General features: G+C 26.6%; 19 protein-coding genes. 2 read left to right on the top strand and 17 right to left on the bottom strand.

Annotation, left to right across the window (positions count from 1 at the left end; translation table 11 throughout):
* Nucleotides 1-117 precede the first annotated feature (117 nt).
* The 7 genes from AC4FQV_RS04655 to AC4FQV_RS04625 all read right to left on the bottom strand — a co-directional run bounded on the left by AC4FQV_RS04655 (nt 118) and on the right by AC4FQV_RS04625 (nt 11,395).
* Nucleotides 118-2,481, bottom strand: coding sequence for a helicase C-terminal domain-containing protein (locus AC4FQV_RS04655; protein ID WP_491164700.1), 2,364 nt, complete (start codon nt 2,479-2,481; stop codon nt 118-120).
* A gap of 119 nt (nt 2,482-2,600) precedes the next feature.
* A complete protein-coding gene (locus AC4FQV_RS04650; RefSeq protein ID WP_491164698.1) occupies nt 2,601-3,980 on the bottom strand; it encodes an MATE family efflux transporter in 1,380 nt (459 codons plus the stop codon).
* Nucleotides 3,981-3,995: 15 nt separating this feature from the next.
* Nucleotides 3,996-5,108 carry a phosphotransferase enzyme family protein gene (locus AC4FQV_RS04645; RefSeq protein WP_491164696.1) on the bottom strand — a complete coding sequence of 371 codons (1,113 nt, stop codon included), beginning with the start codon at nt 5,106-5,108 and terminating at the stop codon, nt 3,996-3,998.
* 250 nt (nt 5,109-5,358) lie between these two features.
* Nucleotides 5,359-6,975 (bottom strand): putative polysaccharide biosynthesis protein, encoded by a 1,617-nt coding sequence (locus tag AC4FQV_RS04640; protein ID WP_491164694.1) that lies wholly within the window; start codon nt 6,973-6,975, stop codon nt 5,359-5,361.
* 21 nt (nt 6,976-6,996) lie between these two features.
* Nucleotides 6,997-7,971 carry an RluA family pseudouridine synthase gene (locus tag AC4FQV_RS04635; RefSeq protein WP_491138480.1) on the bottom strand — a complete coding sequence of 325 codons (975 nt, stop codon included), beginning with the start codon at nt 7,969-7,971 and terminating at the stop codon, nt 6,997-6,999.
* A gap of 61 nt (nt 7,972-8,032) precedes the next feature.
* On the bottom strand, nt 8,033-9,229 hold the full coding sequence (locus AC4FQV_RS04630; RefSeq protein ID WP_491164692.1) for a M20 metallopeptidase family protein: 1,197 nt from the start codon (nt 9,227-9,229) through the stop codon (nt 8,033-8,035).
* A 177-nt stretch (nt 9,230-9,406) separates the two neighbouring features.
* A complete protein-coding gene (locus AC4FQV_RS04625) occupies nt 9,407-11,395 on the bottom strand; it encodes an ATP-dependent helicase (RefSeq protein WP_491164690.1) in 1,989 nt (662 codons plus the stop codon).
* A gap of 185 nt (nt 11,396-11,580) precedes the next feature.
* Here AC4FQV_RS04625 and AC4FQV_RS04620 point away from each other — a divergent pair, with 185 nt between their 5' ends.
* A complete protein-coding gene (locus AC4FQV_RS04620; protein ID WP_491138485.1) occupies nt 11,581-13,053 on the top strand; it encodes a nicotinate phosphoribosyltransferase in 1,473 nt (490 codons plus the stop codon).
* Between the two features lie 37 nt (nt 13,054-13,090).
* Here AC4FQV_RS04620 and AC4FQV_RS04615 read toward each other — a convergent pair whose 3' ends face one another.
* Both AC4FQV_RS04615 and AC4FQV_RS04610 read right to left on the bottom strand, forming a co-directional pair.
* Nucleotides 13,091-13,258 (bottom strand): hypothetical protein, encoded by a 168-nt coding sequence (locus AC4FQV_RS04615; RefSeq protein ID WP_491138486.1) that lies wholly within the window; start codon nt 13,256-13,258, stop codon nt 13,091-13,093.
* A gap of 28 nt (nt 13,259-13,286) precedes the next feature.
* On the bottom strand, nt 13,287-13,622 hold the full coding sequence (locus AC4FQV_RS04610; RefSeq protein WP_491138488.1) for a hypothetical protein: 336 nt from the start codon (nt 13,620-13,622) through the stop codon (nt 13,287-13,289).
* 570 nt (nt 13,623-14,192) lie between these two features.
* On the opposite strand from AC4FQV_RS04610, the gene perR reads away from it, so the two are divergent.
* Nucleotides 14,193-14,612 carry a transcriptional regulator PerR gene (gene perR / locus AC4FQV_RS04605; protein ID WP_491138489.1) on the top strand — a complete coding sequence of 140 codons (420 nt, stop codon included), beginning with the start codon at nt 14,193-14,195 and terminating at the stop codon, nt 14,610-14,612.
* A 40-nt stretch (nt 14,613-14,652) separates the two neighbouring features.
* Here the strand turns inward: perR and pepV are convergent, their stop codons facing one another.
* The 8 genes from pepV to cbiT form a co-directional block, all read right to left on the bottom strand.
* Nucleotides 14,653-16,050: a dipeptidase PepV gene (gene pepV, locus AC4FQV_RS04600; protein WP_491138490.1), complete on the bottom strand. Its 1,398-nt coding sequence runs from the start codon at nt 16,048-16,050 to the stop codon at nt 14,653-14,655.
* Nucleotides 16,051-16,241: 191 nt separating this feature from the next.
* Complete coding sequence (locus AC4FQV_RS04595) at nt 16,242-17,543, bottom strand: uracil-xanthine permease family protein (protein WP_491164688.1); 1,302 nt, start codon at nt 17,541-17,543, stop codon at nt 16,242-16,244.
* Nucleotides 17,544-17,910: 367 nt separating this feature from the next.
* The gene (locus tag AC4FQV_RS04590) at nt 17,911-18,672 is read right to left on the bottom strand and encodes a cobalt-precorrin-6A reductase (RefSeq protein WP_491138493.1); all 762 of its coding nucleotides are present in this window, start codon (nt 18,670-18,672) and stop codon (nt 17,911-17,913) included.
* An 18-nt stretch (nt 18,673-18,690) separates the two neighbouring features.
* Nucleotides 18,691-19,413: a precorrin-3B C(17)-methyltransferase gene (cobJ, locus tag AC4FQV_RS04585; RefSeq protein ID WP_491138494.1), complete on the bottom strand. Its 723-nt coding sequence runs from the start codon at nt 19,411-19,413 to the stop codon at nt 18,691-18,693.
* Nucleotides 19,414-19,450: 37 nt separating this feature from the next.
* Entirely contained in the window at nt 19,451-20,452 is a 1,002-nt protein-coding gene (gene cbiG, locus AC4FQV_RS04580; RefSeq protein WP_491164686.1) for a cobalt-precorrin 5A hydrolase, read from the bottom strand.
* 1 nt (nt 20,453) lies between these two features.
* Nucleotides 20,454-21,209, bottom strand: a complete 756-nt coding sequence (gene cobM / locus AC4FQV_RS04575) for a precorrin-4 C(11)-methyltransferase (RefSeq protein ID WP_491138496.1) — start codon at nt 21,207-21,209, stop codon at nt 20,454-20,456.
* 41 nt (nt 21,210-21,250) lie between these two features.
* Complete coding sequence (locus AC4FQV_RS04570) at nt 21,251-21,913, bottom strand: cobalt-factor II C(20)-methyltransferase (protein ID WP_491138497.1); 663 nt, start codon at nt 21,911-21,913, stop codon at nt 21,251-21,253.
* A complete protein-coding gene (cbiT, locus tag AC4FQV_RS04565; RefSeq protein ID WP_491164683.1) occupies nt 21,914-22,507 on the bottom strand; it encodes a precorrin-6Y C5,15-methyltransferase (decarboxylating) subunit CbiT in 594 nt (197 codons plus the stop codon). It abuts the gene before it with no gap.
* Between the last annotated feature and the right edge of the window lie 2 nt (nt 22,508-22,509).

The raw sequence follows: 22,509 nt of genomic DNA, 5'->3' as shown, positions 1-22,509 counted from the left end.
CTACTTGTCTCTTCTTAAGCTTATTTAAAATTACTCTAAATAAATCTTCATATGATTATAACATTAAAAGTTATATGTATCAAAATAATTTTTAGTAAACCTTATTAATACTATTTATTATTTAATAAAATTTTCCTCCCAAAACCTTTTACATACCTCTTCTACTTTATTCTCCTCTGTATCTATCATATTAAAAAACCAGTCTTTAGGAAGTAGTTCTATATATTTTTTTGAAAAATATCTTTTATCTAATAAAAGGATAATACCTTTATCCTTTTCAGTTCTTATACATCTTCCAGCAGCTTGAAGAACTTTAGTTATTCCAGGATAAACATAAGCATAATCAAAACCATTTTTACCTATTGAATTATAATAGTCTTTTATACTTTCTCTTTCTAAGGATATTTTAGGCATACCAACTCCAATTACTATAACTCCAATTAACTTATCTAAAGTTAAATCTATTCCTTCTGAAAAATGTCCTCCTAAAACAGCAAAACCAATATGGGTTTTATTTTTTTCTTTATTTTCCTCTTTAAATAAAGCTAAAAAATTATTTTTATCCTCTTCAGTCATATTATTATCTTGAATAGAAATAGTAAAATTAAGCTTTCTTTTTCTTATTTCTTCATAAACCATATTCATATATTCATATGAAGGAAAAAATACAAGATAATTTCCCTTTTTTGCACTAGCACAATTTAATATATAATTAATAATTTTAGGTATAGTTTTTTTTCTATCTTTATAAACTGTAGATACTTCTTTCCCAAGTAAAGTTAGCTTATTTTTATAATTAAAGGGAGAAGGCAAATTTATAAAATAATCTTCTTCTAAAGCACCATAAGCTTCTTTAAAATATTCTATTGGCATTAAAGTAGCTGAAAAAATTATAGTAGATTTAAACCTTTCTATTATAGATTTTAATATTCTAGAAGGGTCTAAGCAGTATATTTCTAGGGTCAAATTTTTTCTTTGTAGTTTATATAAAGTAGAAAAATCCTCTTTATAATATTTAGAAATATTTAAAAAATCATAAACCTTAAAATATAATTCTGTTAAAGTTATATTTTCTTCTTTAGATTTATCTTCATAAACATCTGCCTTATCTAAAAAATCTCTTAAAATTCCATATAATTTATAAGGTTCTTCTTTTTCTATAAGAGTATTAGTTTCTAATCCTTCTAAAATCTTTTTCTTTTCTAAGAAAAACTTATTGATTTTTTCTAAGGAATTATAAATACTCTTATCTTTTTTCTTAAACTCTCTTTTTATTTTTAAAAAATCTTCTCTTGATAGATTAGAAGAATACATATTTCTTCCCCTATCTAAAAGATTATGCCCTTCATCTATTAAAAGGGTGAAATCTTTAGTTTTATTATCTAGAATTTCTTTTAATGAAGCTTTAGGGTCAAAGATATAATTATAATCACATATAACTACATCACAAAATTCACTTATATCAAGAGAAAATTCAAAAGGGCATAAAGTATATTTATCACATAACTTATTTATATAATTTATATTATAATCTTCTTCACTTTCTAAGGCTTCTTTTAAAGCTATATTAATCCTATCAAAATATCCCTTAGCATAAGGGCAATAATCAGGAACACAGTTTTTTTCTTCCATTTTACAAGATTTTTCTTTAGCCTTTAGGATTAGACTTCTTATTTTTAATCCTTTTTTTCTCATAATCTTTAAAGTATTACTAGAAATTTCTCTTGTGGTTGTTTTAGCAGTTATATAGTAAATTTTACTTGTTTTATTTAAACCTAAAGCCTTTAAAGATGGAAATAAAGTAGAAATTGTTTTGCCTATTCCTGTAGGTGCTTGTGCAAAACACTTTTTATTTTCTACTATAGCTTTGTAAACTCTAATTGCTAATTCTCTTTGTCCTTTTCTATATGAATTAAAGGGAAATGAAAGATTTTCTATTGAAGTATTTCTAATATTTATCCAATTTTCATTTAAAATTATTAAGTCCTTATATTCTTTTATTAAATTATAGAAAAATTCTTCTAAAGTGATAAATTCAAAATCTTTTCTTAAAAATTTCATTGTAAAGTCTTCAATGTTATAATAAGTTAACTGTACCTCTATATAATCTAACCCTTTGTTTTTGCTATAAATATATGCATATACCTTAGCCTGTGCCCAGTGCAATTCGTTATAATCATAATCTATATCCATAACATTTTTCATGGTTGTTTTTATTTCATCTATTATTATTTTATTATCTTTTTTTAAGATTCCATCTGCTCTACCCTCTATTCTTAAAATAAAATTATCAAACTCTATATCTTCTTTTAAATTAACCTCTGACATATCTTCCTTAGAATAGGCACTTTGAATTTTTTTATGTGCTTTTATTCCCTCTAAGGCTCTTGAAGAGGCTTTAATACTACTATCTATGTTTCCTTTTCTTAAAACAAACTCAACTAATTTTCTTACAGAAATTCGTATAAGTTTTTTTGCCATTAAATCACCTTTTTCATAAATTATATTCATATATAAACTTTATCACATAAAATTTATATAATATAACATTTAATTAAAATAAAAAAATACAAAGAGTTAACTCTTTGTATTTTTTTATTTTATAAACTTTTTGATAAAGACTGTTCTTCTTTATTTGATAAAAATTTTCTATAAAAAATAGTAAAACATACTATTGTTGATAAAGCAGCTATTATATCTGCAAAGGGCTCTGCCATTAAAACTCCTTTAAGTTTGTTCTCAAAGAATATTGGAAGTAAATAAATAAAAGGTATTAAAAGAACAATTTTTCTAAGTAGTGCTAAAAATAAAGAAATTTTTGCTTTCCCTAAGGATAAAAAAGTTTGTTGACAAGACACTTGCGCCCCAAAAAGAATTACTCCTGCAAAGTATATTCTAATACTCCAAGAAGTTATATTTATTAAGTTAGCATCTTTATTAAAAATTCTTACAAACATCTCTGGAGTAAACATTAATAAAAGCCACATAGTTGAGGTAAATACCATAGATATTATTAAAAGTAATTTAAAAGTCTTTTTAACCCTATCTATTTTATTAGCACCATAATTATAGCTCATAATAGGCTGTGCTCCTTGAGATAATCCCATTAGAGGAAGTAAAATTATTTGCATTATACTACTCATAATTGTCATAGCACCAACAGCTAAATCTCCACCATATTTTAATAAGTTATTATTCATACTTATTATTACTAAACTTTCAGTAGATTGCATTATAAATGGAGATACTCCAAGTGCAACTATAGGTAAAATTATTTTTAATTTAGGCTTTAAAAATTCTTTTCTTATTTTAAGAGTACTTTTCTTTCCAAATAAAAAGCATAAAACCCATATAGCAGAAGCACCTTGAGCAATTATTGTAGCTAAAGCAGCACCTTTAACTCCCATATTAAAGCCAAATATTAAAATAGGGTCTAATAAAATATTGATTACTGCCCCAACCATAACTGTTATCATACCAACCTTAGCAAAACCTTGTGTATTTATAAATGAATTCATTCCTAAGGCTATTTGAACAAATATTGTTCCTATTAAGTATATACTTAAATATTCTAAAGCATAGCCTATTGTAGCATTACTAGCTCCAAAAGCCCATAAAATAGGCTCTTTAAATATAAAAAAGAATATAGTTAATATTAAAGATAAAATTATAAGAGAAGAGAAACTATTTGACATTATTTCTTCAGCTTCCTCTTTTTTATCTTGTCCCATTTTTATAGCCGCTAAAGGCGCACCACCCATACCAACTAATCCACTAAAAGCTGAAATAATCATTATAATTGGAAAAGCTACCCCAATTCCTGCAATTGCTATTTCTCCAGAATCTAATCTTCCTATAAAAATTCTATCTACTATGTTATATAAAACATTTACTAATTGAGCTATTATAGCTGGCATACCTAACTTAAAAAGTAATTTCCAAACACTATCATTTCCCAAATCTGTACTTTTATTTTTCATGCCCCTTTTCTCCTATTACTTTTCAATGCAAGAATAAACAATTTTTTTCATATTATCCACTTCCTTTTCCATGTCTGAAACAAGTTTAAATTGATTTCTAGCTCTGTCTAAATTATGATTATCTATTTGTGTTTTAAAATAAACATCTCCCATTAAATAATCCGTTAAAAATCTCATACCACATTCAAAGGTAATAAGCTTAGCTGAAAAAGGTAAATATTCAATTTCTTCCTTAGTTAAAAAGTCCTTAGCATTTTCTAAAAATCCTTTTGTGAAATTTTCATAAAGCTCTAAATCAAAATTAACCTTTGATAAATCCTTTTCATCTTCTAAAGCCTTTGTAGCTCCTGAACGTATAGAGTCTCCAAAATCATATAAGGATAAACCTGGCATAACTGTATCTAAATCAATAAGAGCAATTCCTTCTTCTGTTTCATCATCTATCATAATATTGTTAAATTTAGTATCATTATGAGTTACTCTTATAGGCAATTTTCCTTCTTTTATCATATTTACTAAAATTCTAGTTTCATCTTCTCTATCTAAAATAAACTTTATTTCATCTTTAATATCCTTAGCTCTTCCTACCTCATCCTTTTTAAGAGCTTCTAAAAAAGCTTCAAATCTTTTTTCTGTATTATGAAAATCAACAATAGTTTCATAAAGTTTAGAGGCATCAAAATCTGATAATTGTTTTTGAAATTTACCTAAAGCTTTTCCTGCTGTATACAAATGTTCAGGCTTTTCTACTAATTGATAAGTACTAGCTCCATCTATAAAATCAAAAACCCTAAAGTAATTTCCTTTTTCATCTTTATAAAAATTTTTGTTATCCTTTGTTTTAACTATATTTAATGTTTCCCTTAAGGGATTTCCATTTTCTTTTATTATTTTGTCCTTTAAGTGAGAAGTTATATTATAAATATTCTCCATAACTTCTTCAGGCTTTTCAAAAATATTAGAATTAATTCTTTGTAAAACATATTTTTTATTTTCTTTATTATAATCTTCACAATTTAATATAAAGGTGTCATTTATATGTCCACAAAGATTATTTTCACATTCCTTAAGTTCCCCTGTTAAATTAAAATTTCTAGCTATAGCTTCTAAGTCATAAACCTTATTCATTTATTTAGTTCCTCCCAAAAGTTATTTTCATAAACCTTTCCCAAATAATTTTTTAGCTTGATTAAATTATCCTCCTTATAAAGTTCTTTTATTAATAATTTTCCTTAGTTTAAAAGTATTTAATATATAAATTAATTTTACTAAATTTTCCTTTACATTTCTGTAACTTCATAAAAATTTAAGTAATTGTTAAAGCTTATATATTATTTTAAAATAAAAAAGGACATCTAATATAATAGATGTCCTTTTTTTATTTTATATTTTTTCTTAAAAATCTTGGCATAATTTTCAAAAGTTTAGGGGAAATTTCTTCTATATCACTTTTATTAATTCCTCCTAAAACTATAATAGCATGAAGATACATAAAGCCTCCTATAGCTATAATTACAAGTAAAACTAATATACCAAGTAATAAGTTAAGTTTATTTAAATCTATAAATAAAGTTATTACATATTTGCTAATAAGTATGCCTATTCCCATATATACTGAAGCTAATAAAGGTTTAAGAGCATATTTTAACATTGATATTTTCATCTTTAAAGTTTTCTTCATTCTAAAGTGATTAAGCACTAAAGAAATTATGAAAGCTACCATTCCCGAAATTACAGCTCCATAAATATTTATCTTTGGATTTCCAACTAAAGTCATATTCAAGGTAAATTTAACAACTATGCTAAGTGCTAAAGTAAATAATACATAATAAAACTGACTTACACTTTGCAGTATAACATTTTGCATAAGTACTATAGCTGTTAATGGTATCATAGCAGCACCAATTACCATCATTAAGTATCCATTAGAATCTGCAAAAATATATTTATATATATTTTCACTTAACAAGGCTAAACCAAAAGCTGCTGGTATAGATAAAAGATAAGTAACTCTTAAAGAGAAATTAATTTTATTTTTAATTTCTTTTCTATCTTTTAAGGCATAGGCTCTAGATATTGCTGGTAAAGCCATGTAACCTAAAGAAGTTATGAAAACCATAGGAACATTTAGTAAGATTTTATATCTTGTTGAAAAATATCCATATAGGGCATTTGCATCACTTTGAGAAAAGTTTGCTGCATCAACAAGTCTATTACTTACAGTTAACATATCTATGATATTTCCTAAGTTTTGAAGTCCTGTACTTAAGGTTATAGGAAGACCATATTTAAATAAAGTTCTTGCTATTTGCTTACCAGTAATTCTTTTAGCATCTGGGTCTTGCTTTTTTCTAGCCTCCTTCTCAACACCATAAATGTTATATATGTATATTAAATATAATACAGCCATTAAAGCACCAGCTGAAGAACCTATAGTTCCACCAGCAACCCCTAAAGAGGTACTTTGCTTTATTAAGAAATATGCACATAATAAGCTTAAAAATACATTTACAAATTGCTCAATTACAGTAGCTATAGCTATTGGTGTTGCTTGAGACCTTCCTTGGAAGTATCCCTTATATGTAACTAATACAGTTGTAATCATAATAGTTGGTGCTAGAAAAATAATTGGATAAACCATCTGTGGTGTTTCACTAACTGTTGCTATAAAATTAGCACTAAGCATTAAAACTACAGTAAATATTGTTCCAACTATAAGTAGAAAAGATCTAGATATTTTAAATGCTCTTAAAGCATCTTTATAATTTCCTACTGCATCTAATTCTGAAACATATTTTGATATGGCAGTTTGCAGTCCTACATTTGTTAAAGCATATACAAAAACAAAGATATCATAGGTCTTACCATATATACCCATACCTACATCTCCTACAATTCTTGTAAGAAAAGGTACGTAAATTAAAGATAATAATTTAGCAACTATGCTTGCAATAGATAATATTGCAAAGCCTTTAGTTATAGACTGCTCCTTCATATAAATCTCCTATCTTAAAAACTAAATTCTAAATTTAAATACATCTTTCTTTATTTTCTTAAACATTGGAGGTAAGCTTTGAGCTATTGTTTTATTTTTTAAATAACTAAACTTTTCAGGCACCTCTTTAAATGTAACTTTATATGCATAAAGGAATTGGTATGTTAATCCAAACTTGTTTTCAAAAAAGGAGTTCATTTTATTATCACCATATTTAAAATCTCCAACAATAGGATTTCCTAAATGAGCTAAATGAGCCCTTAATTGATGACTTCTTCCTGTTATAAGCTCTATTTCTAATAAGGAAAAGGCTCCATTTGTTTGTATAACTTTAACATCCATTTTTATTTTTTTAGTATCAGGTCTTTCAGTATCATATACTGTTGATTTATTTAGCTCATCATCTTTTGATATATAAGCTTCATATTTTCCTGGATTTATTTTTCCCTTTACTAAAGCACAATAATATTTTTTTACTTTTCTATCTCTTATCATTTCGTTAAGTGCTTTTAATCCTTCAAAATTTTTGCCAAAGAATACTATTCCTGATGTATTTCTATCTAATCTATTACAAGATGCAGGAGTAAAAGTTAATTCATTCTCTGGAACATAATCTCCTTTTCTAAATAAATATGATAATACATAATCAGTTAAAGTAGGTGCTCCATTTTTCTTATCTGAATGAACTAATACTCCTGGCCATTTTTCAACTAAAAGCATATTTTCATCTTCATAAACTACTTGAAGAGAACCTGAATCAACCATTTGGAAATTAGGCTTCTTTTTCTCTTTAGTTACAACACTTTGAAGATATTTAATCTCTATAACATCTCCTTCTAAAAGAGAATATTTTTCTTTTTGTTTTTTACCATTTACTCTTATATCCCCTTTTCTAAGTGCTTTAAATATTGCACTTAAAGGTACGTCCTTTAAATATTTTCTTAAGAACTTATCTAACCTCTGTCCTGCTTCATTTGTGCCTATCTCTATTTTCAAATTGCTTCACTCCTAAATTTAAATCATTTTTTATAATTACTTTTTATAGATTAATATTAATTTACTCCATTGTCAAATAATTTAATGCTGCTTTACATTGAATTGAAACACCAATTGGTAATAAATTCTCATCTATATCAAATCTACTGTTGTGTGCTGAATAAATAATATTTTTTTCTTCATTTCTAGCACCTAAAAAGTAAAAGGCTGAATCTCTTTCAAGAGCAAAATAAGCAAAACTTTCAACACCAAGTTTTGGAGCTTCTTGTTCTTTTACATTATCTTCTCCTATAATTTCCTTTGCTGATTTAATTACTAAATCTACAACATCACTATTATTATAAAGACAAGGATAACTTTCTTCTATATCCACTTCACAGTCTCCTCTCATAGCTTTACAAATAGATGTGGATATTTCTCTTAATCTTTCCTTAGCATAAGCTCTATCTTCTAAAGTCATTGTTCTTATAACACCTTTTAATACTACCTCATCTGGTATTATATTTTGAGCAGTTCCTCCGTTTATACTTCCTACTGTAACAACTGCTGGATTAACTGGTTTAATTTCTCTACTTACTATGCTTTGTAATCCTAAAACAACTTGAGAAGCCATAACTATAGGGTCTATAGCCATATGTGGATAAGCACCATGTCCTCCCCTTCCTTTTACCTTTATTGTAAAAGGATTAGAGGCTGCATTAACAACACCTTTTTTTATCATTATTTTTCCTGCCTCTAAAGTTTCTTCAACATGAAGTCCTATTATTTTATCTACTTTAGGATTTTCTAAAACTCCTTCTTTTATCATTATGGGAGCTCCCCCTGTAGTTTCCTCTGCTGGTTCAAAAAGTAACTTAATAGTTCCACTAAATTTATCTCTATGTTTTCCAAGTAATTTTGCTGCACCTAAAAGTATAGTAGTATGTGCATCATGTCCACAAGCATGCATTCTTCCCTTAACTTTTGATGAATATGAGCATGTTTTTTTATCTTCCATTGGAAGTCCATCAATATCTGCTCTTAAGGCTATACATCTATTTTTTTTAGTATCATCTTTTAAGGTTCCTTTTATTATTCCACATACTCCTGTTTTAGCAGTTTCTATATATTCAATATTTTCATTTTTTAAAAATTCCTTTATTATTCCTGAAGTTCTCCATTCTTCAAAGCCTAATTCTGGATTTTCATGAAAATCTCTTCTTAATTCAATAAGTAAATCTTTAATTTCTTCTGCTTCTTTTTTGAAATTTATATTCATTTTTTAACACCTTCTTTTTTGTATAATTTTTATTATATTATATTTTATATATTTTTGATTATATATTACTCTCTTTTTTTCTTCAATTGTATTTTATCATCATTTACGAGTATATTATATAAGAGTATTATTACTAAATAAAAAGCATAATAAAATAACTTTATTATGCTTTTTATTTTAATTATTTAATATTATTTTATCTATTAGATTATTTTCAATTAAAGTTCTTAAAGAAAAATTTTTCTTATCTCCTTTAAGAAATTCAATAACTAAATTATCCTTATTTATTTCAATAATTTCTCCCACTCCAAAATAATTATGCCTTATAATATCTCCCTTTAAAAAACCATAATTTTTTACTTCATCCTTAATTTCTATATTATTTAAGAAAATAGATTTATCTTTAAATTTGCCTCTTAAAGTTTTTGGAGAATAAAGGTATAAATTATTTATAGCCCTTGTTATTCCTACATAAAGAAGTCTTCTCTCCTCTTCTAAATTATCCATACTATTTTTATGTGGAATTACTTCATCTACTATATTTACAATATGAACATTTTTAAATTGCATTCCTTTAACTCCATGAATAGTACTTAATATAACAGAATCAATATTCCCTTTAGAATTTATTTTTTCTAAATTTTCTTGTACATTTTCTATATGAGAAAGAAAACTAACTATGGATTTAAATTCTGTAGCAGAACTTTTAAATTCTTCTACAATCTCTAATAATTCCTCTTGATTTTGATTGAATTTATTTGAATACTCTCTTATATACTGACTATATTCTAAATCACTTAATATAAAATCAATAGCACTATTTAGAGAAATTTTATTTAAGTAGGCTATATCATTTTTTAACTCTTCAATTTTTCTTATTTGAAAAGGATGTATATCTTCAGAGTTAATTAATATATCAAAAACATTTTCTTTAACCTTAGAATTCATAACCTTATAAATAGCACTTTTTGAAAAATATCTAAAAGGTTTATTTATTATTTTATTAAAATCCTCTTTACTATAAGGGTATATAGAAAGTCTTAAATATGAAATTAAATCTTTACATATAAAGTGATTAAAAAAATTATATTCTTTATCTAAAAGTTTAAAAGGTATTTTTTTTCTTATAAAAGCCTCAATAAAACTTCTGCTTTCCATATTAGTTCTATATAAAATAGCACTATCACAGTATTTATCTCCAAAATTTTTACTTTCTTCTATTTTTAAAGCAATTAAATTTGCTTCTTCTGCTTCATTAAAGGGTCTTTTAAACTCTAAAATACCTTCATTCTCATTAAAGGATAATATTTCTTTTTTATATCTATCTCTATTATTTTTTATAACCTCTTTAGATAGTTCTACAATATTTTTTAAACTTCTATAATTATATTTTAAGTATATACTTTCTCCTGCTTTAAAATACTCATTAAATTTTATCATACACTTAGGAGTAGCTCCCCTAAAAGAATATATACTTTGATCTTCATCTCCAACACAAAAAATATTATTATCTATAAGCTTTAAAAACTCTAACTGAATTTCATCACAATCTTGAAATTCATCTACTAAAATATATCTTATTAAATTTTTATAATATCCTAATATATTGGGATTATTTTTCAAAAGCTTTACTGCTTTTATTTGTAAATCATCAAAATCTAAAAGTCCTCTCTCATTTTTAAATACTTCATAAGCCTTATAACAATTATTAAATATATTTTCTGTTATAGATAAATTTAACTCTTTAGAAGATACCTTTTTCCTAGAGATATTGTTTAAAACTTCTTTTATTTTTTCATCACTTACCTCCTCCATATAAGAGCTTAAAACCTTTCGTATAAGATTATAAGCTTCTCTATTATCTATGATTTTTATATCTTCCTTATTTCTAAGTAAAATTTTATAAAATAATCCATGAAAAGTTCCAAAGAAAGGAATAGCTCCTTCTTTATGCATTTCTTTAAATCTACTTTTCATATTTTCTGCTGCAGACTTTGTAAAAGTAATTACTATAACATTTATCCCTTTAACATTTTTATAGTCTAAAAGATATTTTACTCTATTTAATATTACCGTTGTCTTACCAGCTCCTGGAGGCGCTATTATAAGAGTCTTTTCACTTTTTGCTTCAATTGCTTTTTTTTGATATTTATCTAAATTATTCATTTAATCTCTCCCATGCTCTTACCTTTAGTCAAGAATTAAAATAAATTTTTATATTAAAATTTATTTTAATTCTTGACTAAAAATCCTATAGTAAAACATAATATTTAATAACATATATATTGTAATAATTCTAAGTACTGGTTACAATAGTTATTGACAACTTATGAAAAGGAGATAAATTTTATATGGATTATAAGTTTGATGTAAAAAATCCTAGAAATCTTACAATGCTAGTTGATTTCTATGAACTTACTATGGCAAATGGATATTTTAAAAATGGTATAGAAAATAAAATTGCCTATTTTGATATGTATTTTAGAAGGGTTCCAGATGGTGGTGGCTATTGTATAATGGCTGGTGTTGAACAGCTTATTGAATACTTATCAAATCTAAACTTTTCAGAAGATGATATAGCTTATTTAAAGTCAAAGAATTTATTTTGCAATGAATTTTTAGATTTTTTAATAAATTTCAAATTTACCTGTGATGTTTGGGCAATTCCAGAAGGAAATCCAGTATTTCCAAATGAGCCTTTAGTAATAGTTAAAGGGCCTGTAATACAAGCTCAATTTATAGAAACTATGATACTTTTAACTATAAATCACCAAACGCTTATAGCTACTAAAGCAAATAGAATATGTAGAGCTGCTAAGGACAAAACTGTAATGGAATTTGGTTCTAGAAGAGCTCAAGGCTATGATGGAGCAATTTATGGTGCTAGAGCTGCTGCCATAGGTGGATGTCATTCAACAGCTTGTACAATAGCAGACCAGATGTTTGATATTCCTGCAATTGGAACTATGGCTCATAGTTGGATTCAACTTTTTGGCGATGAATATGAAGCCTTTAAAGCCTGGGCAGTTGCCTATCCTGATAACTGTACTTTACTAATAGACACTTATAATGTATTAAAATCTGGTGTTCCTAATGCTATTAAAGTTTTTGACGAGGTATTAAAACCTTTAGGAAAAAGGCCTCAAGGAATTAGAATAGATAGTGGAGATATAACTTATTTATCTAAAAAATGTAGAGAAATGTTAGATGAAGCAGGTTACGAAGATTGTAAAATAATAGTTTCAAATTCTTTAGATGAATATATAATAAGAGATGTTTTAAGTCAAGGTGCTTATATTGATGCCTTTGGAGTTGGAGAAAGACTTATAACTGCAAGGTCAGAACCAGTCTTTGGCGGTGTTTATAAATTAGTTGCTGTGGAAGATGATGAAGGAAATATAATTCCTAGAATAAAAATAAGTGAAAACGAAGAAAAAATAACAAATCCTGGCTTTAAGAAAATAGTAAGAATTTTTGACAAAAATACTCATACAGCTTTAGCTGATTTAATTCTTTTAAATGATGAAGAATTAGATATTACTAAGCCTTTAGAAATATTTGACCCTATACATGTTTGGAAAAGAAAAACTTTAACTAATTATTATGTTAAAGACCTTCTTGTTAAAATATTTGATAAAGGTAAAATATGCTATAAAAATCCTACAGTAATGGAAATTAGAGACTATGCAAAAAAAGAATGTGAAAAACTTTGGCCTGAAGTTTTAAGATTTGAAAATCCTCATACTTATTATGTTGATTTATCAAATGGCTTATGGAATTTAAAACATAATCTACTTCATAAATATTCTAGTATATACAAATAAAAAATAAAGGAGCTTTAATTTTAAAGCTCCTTTATTTTTAAACCAATACTAAATTATTATTTTTACCTTTTTCTTCTATCAAAAAGTTCTTATCTAAATATAATAAAAAGACACATTCTTCACCAGTTATCCTTTCATTCATAGGACAATCTTTTTGACACTTTATTTTCTCACTTTCATTTGACCAGAATGGACAATATGCCATCTTATAATCTCAATCCCCTCTAAAATATTTATAACATAGTTTTTAAACCTGAATTTTTGATAACTGTAATAGTTGTAAGCTCATTTTGAAAAGCCTTAAGCAAAGCTTTTTCTAAAACCTTTTCTTGATCAAAATTTTGAACATTTTTACAAACTGCAAAAACCTTATTAATTTCTCCCATAACATTTTTATAAGTTAATGTAACATAGGGCTTTTCATAAAGTATATCTACAATTTTTATACCCCATGACAAACAAGCAAAATCTCCTTCTTTCTTTAAGAAGCTTAAATCTTTTAACTTTTGAGTTTCTTTATTAGGATCAGTAACAATAATCAATTCGTCGCCTACTTTATACTTTGACATAATTAACCTCCTAAGCAATTTATTTATATAGAAAATTTTACCACTACTTTAACATTAAGTAAAGCATGGTAATTATTTAAATAATTATAAAAATTTTAAGGATAAAATACATAATTTTCAAACTATTATAATTATTTTATATTTATAATTTTTCCCCATTATTAATAAAAAAATTTATAAAAAATCTTATAAATTTATAACATATTAATATTATTTTTTAACACTTTACTTGCAATTCTCTTTTTATACAAGTAAAATAGTTAATAGCGTTTAAAAAACTTTAATTTAAATTTAATTATTTTCTAAAAACATAAAAAAAGAACAGTAAAAACTGTTCTTAAAGGAAAATGAAATGAACATGGAAAAACTTTGTTAATAAATTAACAATATTTTAAATAGATTTTATCATAAAAAGGTTATTTTTACAAGGTTTTTTAACCTTTTTATTAAAATATTTTAAACAATATAAAGATTATTTCGCTTTAGGCAGTATTAAAAGATAATCTTTGACATATAATAATTATTATTATATAATATATTTAATTCTTATATATGATAGGGATGGTGGAAATGGACAATATAACTACTATTTTTAAAGAGAAAAAATTAAAATTAACTCCTCAAAGGATTGCTGTTTATAAATACTTAAAAGGTACAAAAGAACATCCATCTGCTGAGACAATTTATAAGGCTTTGCAAGAGGACTATCCTACAATGTCTTTAGCTACAGTATATAAAGCCTTAAAAACTCTTGTAGAAGTAGAACTAATACAAGAAATAAACGTAGGAGAAGGTAATTTTAGATACGATGGTAACTCTAATGACCATTGTCATGTTCAATGTTTAGCTTGTGGTAGAGTTGATGATATTGAAAATTTAGATTATGCACATCTAAATGAAGAAGCTCAAAAAACTTCTAACTACAGAATACTTTCAAACAAAATGTATTTTTACGGAATTTGTGAAGATTGTCAAAATAAACATGAATAAAAAAGGGAGGTAATTAACCCCCCTTTTTTATTTTCTTTTTTTATTTAGCTAATTCATATAAAGCCTTTGCATATATCTTACTTATTAAAACTAAATCATCTATTTTTATATATTCATTTGGTTTATGAATAACATCTGCTTCTCCTGGGAATATTGGCCCAAAAGCTACTATATTAGGCATCTCTTTAGCATATGTTCCTCCACCTATTGAAATTAATTTTCCTTCTTCTCCTGTTTCTTCCTTATAAACTCTTTGTAAAGTCTTTATTAAAGGATGGTCTGGTGAGAAGTATAAAGGTTTTTGATGCTCAAAGTTTTCAATTACTATGCCTGTACCTTTTATTCTTTCATTAAATGGATTCATCATATCTTCTAAAGTTTTTGTTACAGGATATCTTAAGTTTAAAGTAAGTCTTCCTACTTTATCATTTAAATCTATAACTCCAACATTAAAGCTTACTTTGCCTGAAGCTTCATCCATTAAGTTTATTCCAAACTTTTCTCCATAAACATCTTCGCCTATATTATCATTTAAGAATTTAACAAAAGATTTTATATCTTCTTGTGCTAAATCTAAATTAGCTAAAATTTTAATACTTTGCATTATAGCATTTATACCCTTTTCTGGAGTACTACCATGAGCTGAAACCCCAAATACTTTTAACTCTACTTCATCACCATTATGTGATACTTCAAATTTTATATTATTTTCTTTTGCAATATTAGTTATTTCTTCACAAGTTTTAACTGGATCTTTTGCTTTTAACTTTGTTTCACATAAACTAGCAACTACATTAGATGCAATTCCTCCTTTTATGCTACAAACTAAAACATCTCCATTATTTTTTTCATCTCCAAAGTTTTTTACAATGTCAAAAATAGTTATTCCCTTTTCTCCATTTATTATAGGAAATTCAGCATCAGGAGTAAAACCAGCTACAGGTGCTTTTTCATGTTCAACATAGTATTCCATGTCTTTACTTCCTGTTTCTTCATTAGTACCAAATATTATTCTTATCCTTTTAGATAAAGGTAATCCTAATTCTTTTATAGCTTTTAAACCATATAAAGAAGCCATTATAGGTCCTTTGTCATCAGTTGTTCCTCTTCCATATATTTTTCCATCATGTATTTCTGCTCCATAAGGTGGATATATCCAATCATCTCCTTCAGGAACTACATCTAAATGTCCTAAAGCAGCTACATATTCTTCTCCTTCACCATACTCTGCATAACCAACATTACCATCTAAATTAACTACTTTAAATCCTAATTTTTCAGATATGTCTAATGCGCATTGTAAAGCTTTAGATACACCCTCTCCAAAAGGCATTCCTTCCTTTGGTTCTCCTTCAACACTTTTGATTCTAATAATATCTTGTACTGACTCAATTAAATCATCTTTCATTTCGTCAATTTTGCTACTTATTAAATTCATTTTTGACACTTCCTCTCATCAACTTCAAGTTAACAAAATTTTAATATATATTATTATACATTTTACCACATTTCTACAAAGTTTTCTAATTCATTTTTATTAAATTTATTTAGGAAAATAATTAATAAAATAAATAATTTATTAAAAATATTCAAAATAAATAAAAAAAGCAAAGAATAAATCTTTGCTTTTTATCTATTTACTAATTTTTTCTTTTCAAAAAAACTTATAATTAAATTTAATATAATACCAACTAAGGCTGCTAAACTTAAGCCTGATATACTTACTGAATCAGTTATTTTAATTCCTATTGGATTTTCTAAGAATATTCCAGATAACCCTATAAAGATTATAATAGCCATTAAAATTACATTAGTTTTATTTAGCTTAACTTTTTCATTTTTAATTGTCTTAACTCCAACTAAAGCTATCATAGAGAAAAGCATTAAACTTATTCCTCCCATTACTGATTGTGGAATTGTTCTTATGAAAGCTCCAAACTTTGCAATAAAGCTTAGTACTATTGCAAAAAGTGCTGTTATTCTTAAAATTGCAGGATTATAATTTTTTGTTATAGCTAATACTCCTGTATTTTCCCCATAAGTTGTATTAGCAGGTCCTCCTAAAAGAGAAGCCACTACAGTAGCTAGTCCATCTCCTAAAAAGGTTCTATTTAATCCTGGGTCTTCTATAAAGTTTTTACCTACAACTTGACCATTAGTAGTAATATCTCCTATATGTTCCATAGATACTGCTAAAATAACAGGTAAAGTTATCATTACTGCACCAAAATCAAATTTTGGTAGTGTAAAGTGTGGAACAGCTATCATAGTACTTTCATGAATTAAAGTAGTATCTACTTGTCCTAAAATTAAACTTAAGGTATATCCTACAAAAACTGCGATTATTATTGCTAATTGTGAAAAGAATCCTTTTCCAAGTTTGCTTATACTTAAAGCTAAAGCTAAAGTTACAAGGGCAACTAAAACTGTAGAAAAGGCACCACTCTCTCCTGATATTAAAGAAGTTACTCCTGCCATACTTAAAGCATTTGGTATAAGATTTAATCCTATAACCATTATCATAGGTCCAACTACTCTTGCAGGTAGTATGCTTTTTATCTTATCCATACCTATTCTTTTTACTAAAAGAGCTATTAGTATGTAAGTTAAACCTGCAAAGAAAATACCTCCTTGAGCATATCTTAAATCTCCATATTTAGCTGCAACAGCCTGAATTACAGGTATAAAAGCAAAGGAAGAACCTAAAAAGACAGGTACCTTACCCTTTGTACATAAATGAAATATAAGCGTACCTACTCCTGCTGTAAATAAAGCTACTGAAGGATCTAATCCAGTTACTATAGGTACTAAAACAGTTGCTCCAAACATAGCAACTAAATGTTGAAATCCTAAAAGAGCATTTTTTAAATATGCCAAAAGTCCTACTTTTTTAATATTTTCTTTTTCTTCATTTATTACTTGTTGTGCCATAAAAACTTATGCCTCCTTATTGTTTTTAAGGAGAAAACAAATTTGCTTCTCCCTTTTTTAGCCTCACAGGACTTAATTAAAAAGGTAAAATAAAAAACTTCTTGTTAAAAAAGATAAACCTTAAGAAAACAAGAAGTTAATTTTAATAAATAGACTTTATTTATGATATAAATTATTAATTCTTGTAGCCTCTCTTGGACTATCTTAAAGAATTTTTTATTTTATTAGATTATATTTAAATTTTAATTATTTTTCAACCTATAGTTTTAGTTTTTTACACTTTTTTAATAACTTACTTTAATTTATTTTTTAATTATTTTAAAAAATAACAAAAAACCTCTTTAAGAAAACTTAAAGAGGTTTTTATTTAAAAGAATCCCTTAATAAATTCTATACATTCTTCTATATTAGAAAAGGTTCTTCCATAATCTATAGTAGGTTTTTCTAATATTATTAATTTAATATTAGAATCTAGTGAAGCCTTTGCTTTTTCTAAAGCTCCTCCTCTTAATCCACTATCTTTAGTTAAAAGAGCCTTTGCTTTATATTCCTTTATAAAGGCTTTATTAAGCTCATATCCAATAGGACCTTTTATAGCAATTATATCCTCTATATTAATACCTAAAGCTATTAAATCGTTCATTACCTTCTTAGAAGGTAATACTCTATGAATAATTCTATTTTTAAGAGAAAGCTTTACTATTTCCTCTACGCCATTACTGCCTGTAGTATTTAAAATAGGACCATCAATTATAGAATCTATATGCTTAAGCTTTTCTAAAGAAGTAATTCTTATAATATTTTCATCCTTTAATTCTTCTAATACGCCACTTCTCTCGTATCTTATATATTCTATATCTAAACTTTCACAAATTTTCATTGTATTTTTACTAACATTTTTAGCATAAGGATGAGATACATCTACTATTGCTTTTAAATTAAATTTCTTAGCAAAATTTAAAAGTTCAACTTCATTTAAAGGTTTATGATTTTTAAACTTAACATTAAAGTCCTTTAAAAGATTACTTCCATACTCTGTAGCTGTAGATATAACTATATTATCTTCAAAGCCCTTTAAAGCTTTTAAAAACTCTCTTCCTTCAGAAGTGCCTAATATAAGTGCAATCATATTTTAATCCTCATTAGTTTATTTTTTTATTTTATAACCTCTTGGAGTTATGAAATATCCATCTTTTACATAACTTTTTGAATTACCTATAATAACTATAGAAAACATATCTACAACTTCATCATTAAAGTTTTTTAGAGTAAATATTTCCTTACTTTCTCCTTCTCTTAAAGCATTCTTTACAACAGCTATAGGAGTATTCTCTTTTCTAAATTTCTTTACTATTTCAACACACTCTTTTAAATAATATGGTCTTCCTTTACTTTTAGGATTGTATAGAGAAATTACAAAATCTCCTTCTGCAGCTAAGCGAACTCTTTTTTTAATCTCGTCATAAGGTGTCATTAAATCACTTAAACTTATATTACAATTATCATGCATTAAAGGAGCCCCTAATACTGAACCTGCTGCACTAGAAGCTGTAATACCTGGTATTATTTCAACCTCTTCATCTTTTCTCATTTCTAATATAAGTCCTGCCATTCCATAAATCCCTGAATCTCCAGTACTTATTAAAGCAACCTTTTGTTCTCTGCTAAGGATTAAAGCTTCCCTGCATCTTTCTTCCTCTCCACGCATACCAGTTTTAAAAACTTTTTTATCCTTTATTAAATCTTTTATCATCTCTATATACTTAGTGTATCCAACTATTACTTCACTTTCTTCAATAGCCTTAACAGCTCTTAAAGTCATTTCATCTAATCCACCAGGGCCAATTCCAATTACATATAATTTTCCCATCTATATATCTCCTTCTTATGTTTATTAGGTTTAACCTTTACTCCTTAAGTATTCCAATGCTTAAGGTCATTCCATTTTTCTTTAGCTTATTTATTGTTATTTTTCCATTCATCAAAAGAATTACAGGCTCTGATACTGCTCTTACCCCAATAGATTTTTCAACAAAATCACTACCCTCAAATTCATTTTGAAAAACTTTAATTTGCTCTTTAGAAAAAGTTTCAAAGGAACAATTTAAATATGAGCTTAAATCTAAAATAGCCTTTTCATCTTTTTTTATATCTATAGAACCTATCTTTAATATCGCTCTTTTGTCTATATTTAAATTCTTAAGTTCTTCTTCTATAAAAGATATTAAATTATTAGAAGGGGTGTTTTTTCTACAGCCTATACCTAAAAGTATATTTCTTCTAACTAACTTTAAAACTCCTTTTAAAGTTTTCTCTCCTAAAAAAGAATCTTTATTGCTTACAACTAAGGTGTTATCTCTTAAAATTTCACTTTTTTCATAGCCTAAAGGAGTTTCTATAAGTCCATCTTCATCTAAAAAATAGACCTTTTTATCATTTACAAGTCTAGAGGCCATATCCTTTGCTTTTTTTAAATCATCTATAATAAGATTGTTACTTTTAGCAACCATATCTGGTGCAATTTTATTTTGATTATCTGTAGCCGTTGTTATAACTGGAGTATTATTTAAAAGTTTGCTTAATTTTAATGTTAATTCATTAGCTCCTCCAATATGCCCTCCTATTAAGCTTATGGTAAAGTTATTATTTACATCAATAACAACAACCCCTGGGTCCTTATCCTTTTTTACTATAAAAGGACTTATAGCTCTAACTGCAATGCCTGTTGAGCTTATAAAGATAATATTTGTACATTCTTTAAAAAAATCTTCAGTTATAGCTTTTAAGGAAAAATCTTTAAGTTTACTTTTATAGGCACTTTTAAAGTTAATACTGTTTTTTTTTAAAAAGTCTTTAAGTTTATCTCCTATAAAATCGCCTCTATAAGTAACACTTATTATTCCAATCATTTTATTCTATTCCTTTTCTAAACATATGAGTAAAATGCTTATCATAAAGAAGACTTTTCTCATAATCACAATCAATAAAATCCCCAACTAATATTTGAGCACATTTATTTATTCCAGCTTCCTTAACTTTTTCAGATATATTTTTTAAGTTCCCTACTATTACCTCTTGGTCATCCCATGTAGCTCTAGAAATTACAGCTATAGGAACATCTTCTCTTCCATATCCATTTTTTAATTTCTCAACAACCTTATCAATCATTGATATTGATAAAAATAAAGCCATGGAAGCTCCTATTTTAGCTAACTTCTCTAAATCTTCTGTTTCTGGAACTGGTGTTCTTCCTTCTACTCTAGTTAAGATAACAGTTTGAGTTACAGAAGGTAATGTAAATTCTTTTTTTATTGCTGAAGCTGCTGCTGTAAAGGAACTTACACCTGGTACAACTTCATAACTTATATTAAATTTATCTAATTCATCCATTTGCTCTTTAATAGCACCGTAAATTGATGGGTCTCCTGTATGAAGTCTTACTATGATTTTACCTTCACCATCATTTTCTTTTATAACAGATAAGACCTCCTCTAAAGTCATTGAAGCTGAATTATATATTTTACAATCTTTTTTGCAAAATTCTAGATGTTTTTCACTAACTAATGACCCTGCATATATTACAAGGTCTGCTCTTTCTAATAATTCTCTTCCTCTAACTGTTATTAAGTCCACAGCTCCTGGACCTGCACCTATGAAATATAACATTTTATCCTTTGCCTCCTAAATAATTACGATTTTTAAATAGTCTACTTACTAGCTAATATTAAAGACATATAATCTCTATGACGTAATATTTCTTCTCTAGTTTTTAAAATCTTTTCTCCTTCTCTTCCTGCTCTACTAACTAACACATAATTAAATCCCTTATCTTCTAAGACATTTAAAACCTCTTCTTCCTTTTTGTAAACCTTCATAACAACAACAAATTTTTCATCTTTTATATCTTTAACTCTTCCTGCTGGAAGTACAAGTAAGGGCTCATTACCAACAACTAAAGTTCTGTCAACTATGCTAGCTGCTGCACAGAAAGAAGTTATTCCCGGAATAGTTTTAACAGAAAAACCATGTTCTTCTACATAATTTAATAAATGAATATATGTACTATAAACATAAGGGTCTCCTATAGTTAAAAAACTTACATTCTTACCCTCTTTTAATTTTTCTAAAATAAGCTCATAAGCTTCCTTAACTTTTAACTCTCTATCTTTTTTTCCCATAGGAAAATGCTTAATAAAAGTTTCTGTTCCTTCTTTTATATACTCATTAGCCGCTAATAAGGCTATACTTTCTCCATTTTCCTCTGCACTTGGTGCAACTATAACACTACTGTCTTCTATAGCCTTTACTGCCTTTACAGTTAATAACTCACTATCTCCTGGACCTACACCTATTCCGTATAATATTGCCACTTAATTTTCCTCCTTAAATGCTTTAACAATAAAAATTGGATTATTGCTAATCATCATATATGTATTTTCTTTATTTTTGCTTATGTTAACTAAAGAAATTTCAGTTTTATAACCTAACTCCTTTAAAAATTCTATTGCTTTATATAAATTGTTTAAAGTTATAAAGTTTAATACTAAAACTCCCTTTATCTTTAGAATTTTATCTGATATATTTATAATTTTTTCAAGTCCCCCACCAGAACCTCCTATAAATATTGAATCAAACTTCGAAATTTTCCCTAAATTTATCTCCTTTAAGATAAATTCCATTTTTTCTATAGCATCGCCTTCTAAAAGAGTTACATTTTTACAAGAGAATTTTTTTATATTCTCCTTAGTTACTCTTATAGCTTCTTCATCTCTTTCTATAGAAAAAACTACTCCTTTTTTTAAAAGCTTTGAGCCTTGCACAGTAATGCTTCCTGTTCCGCTTCCAATATCTAAAAAGGTAGAATCTTCACTTAACTCTAGTTTGCTAATAGTAAGTATTCTAACTTCTTCCTTTGTCATAGGACACTTTCCTCGTATAAAATCTGAGTCTTTTAAAAATTTCATTT

The organism is Clostridium sp. TJA038, from assembly GCF_058310255.1.
This window is presented reverse-complemented; position numbering and strand designations above follow the sequence as displayed.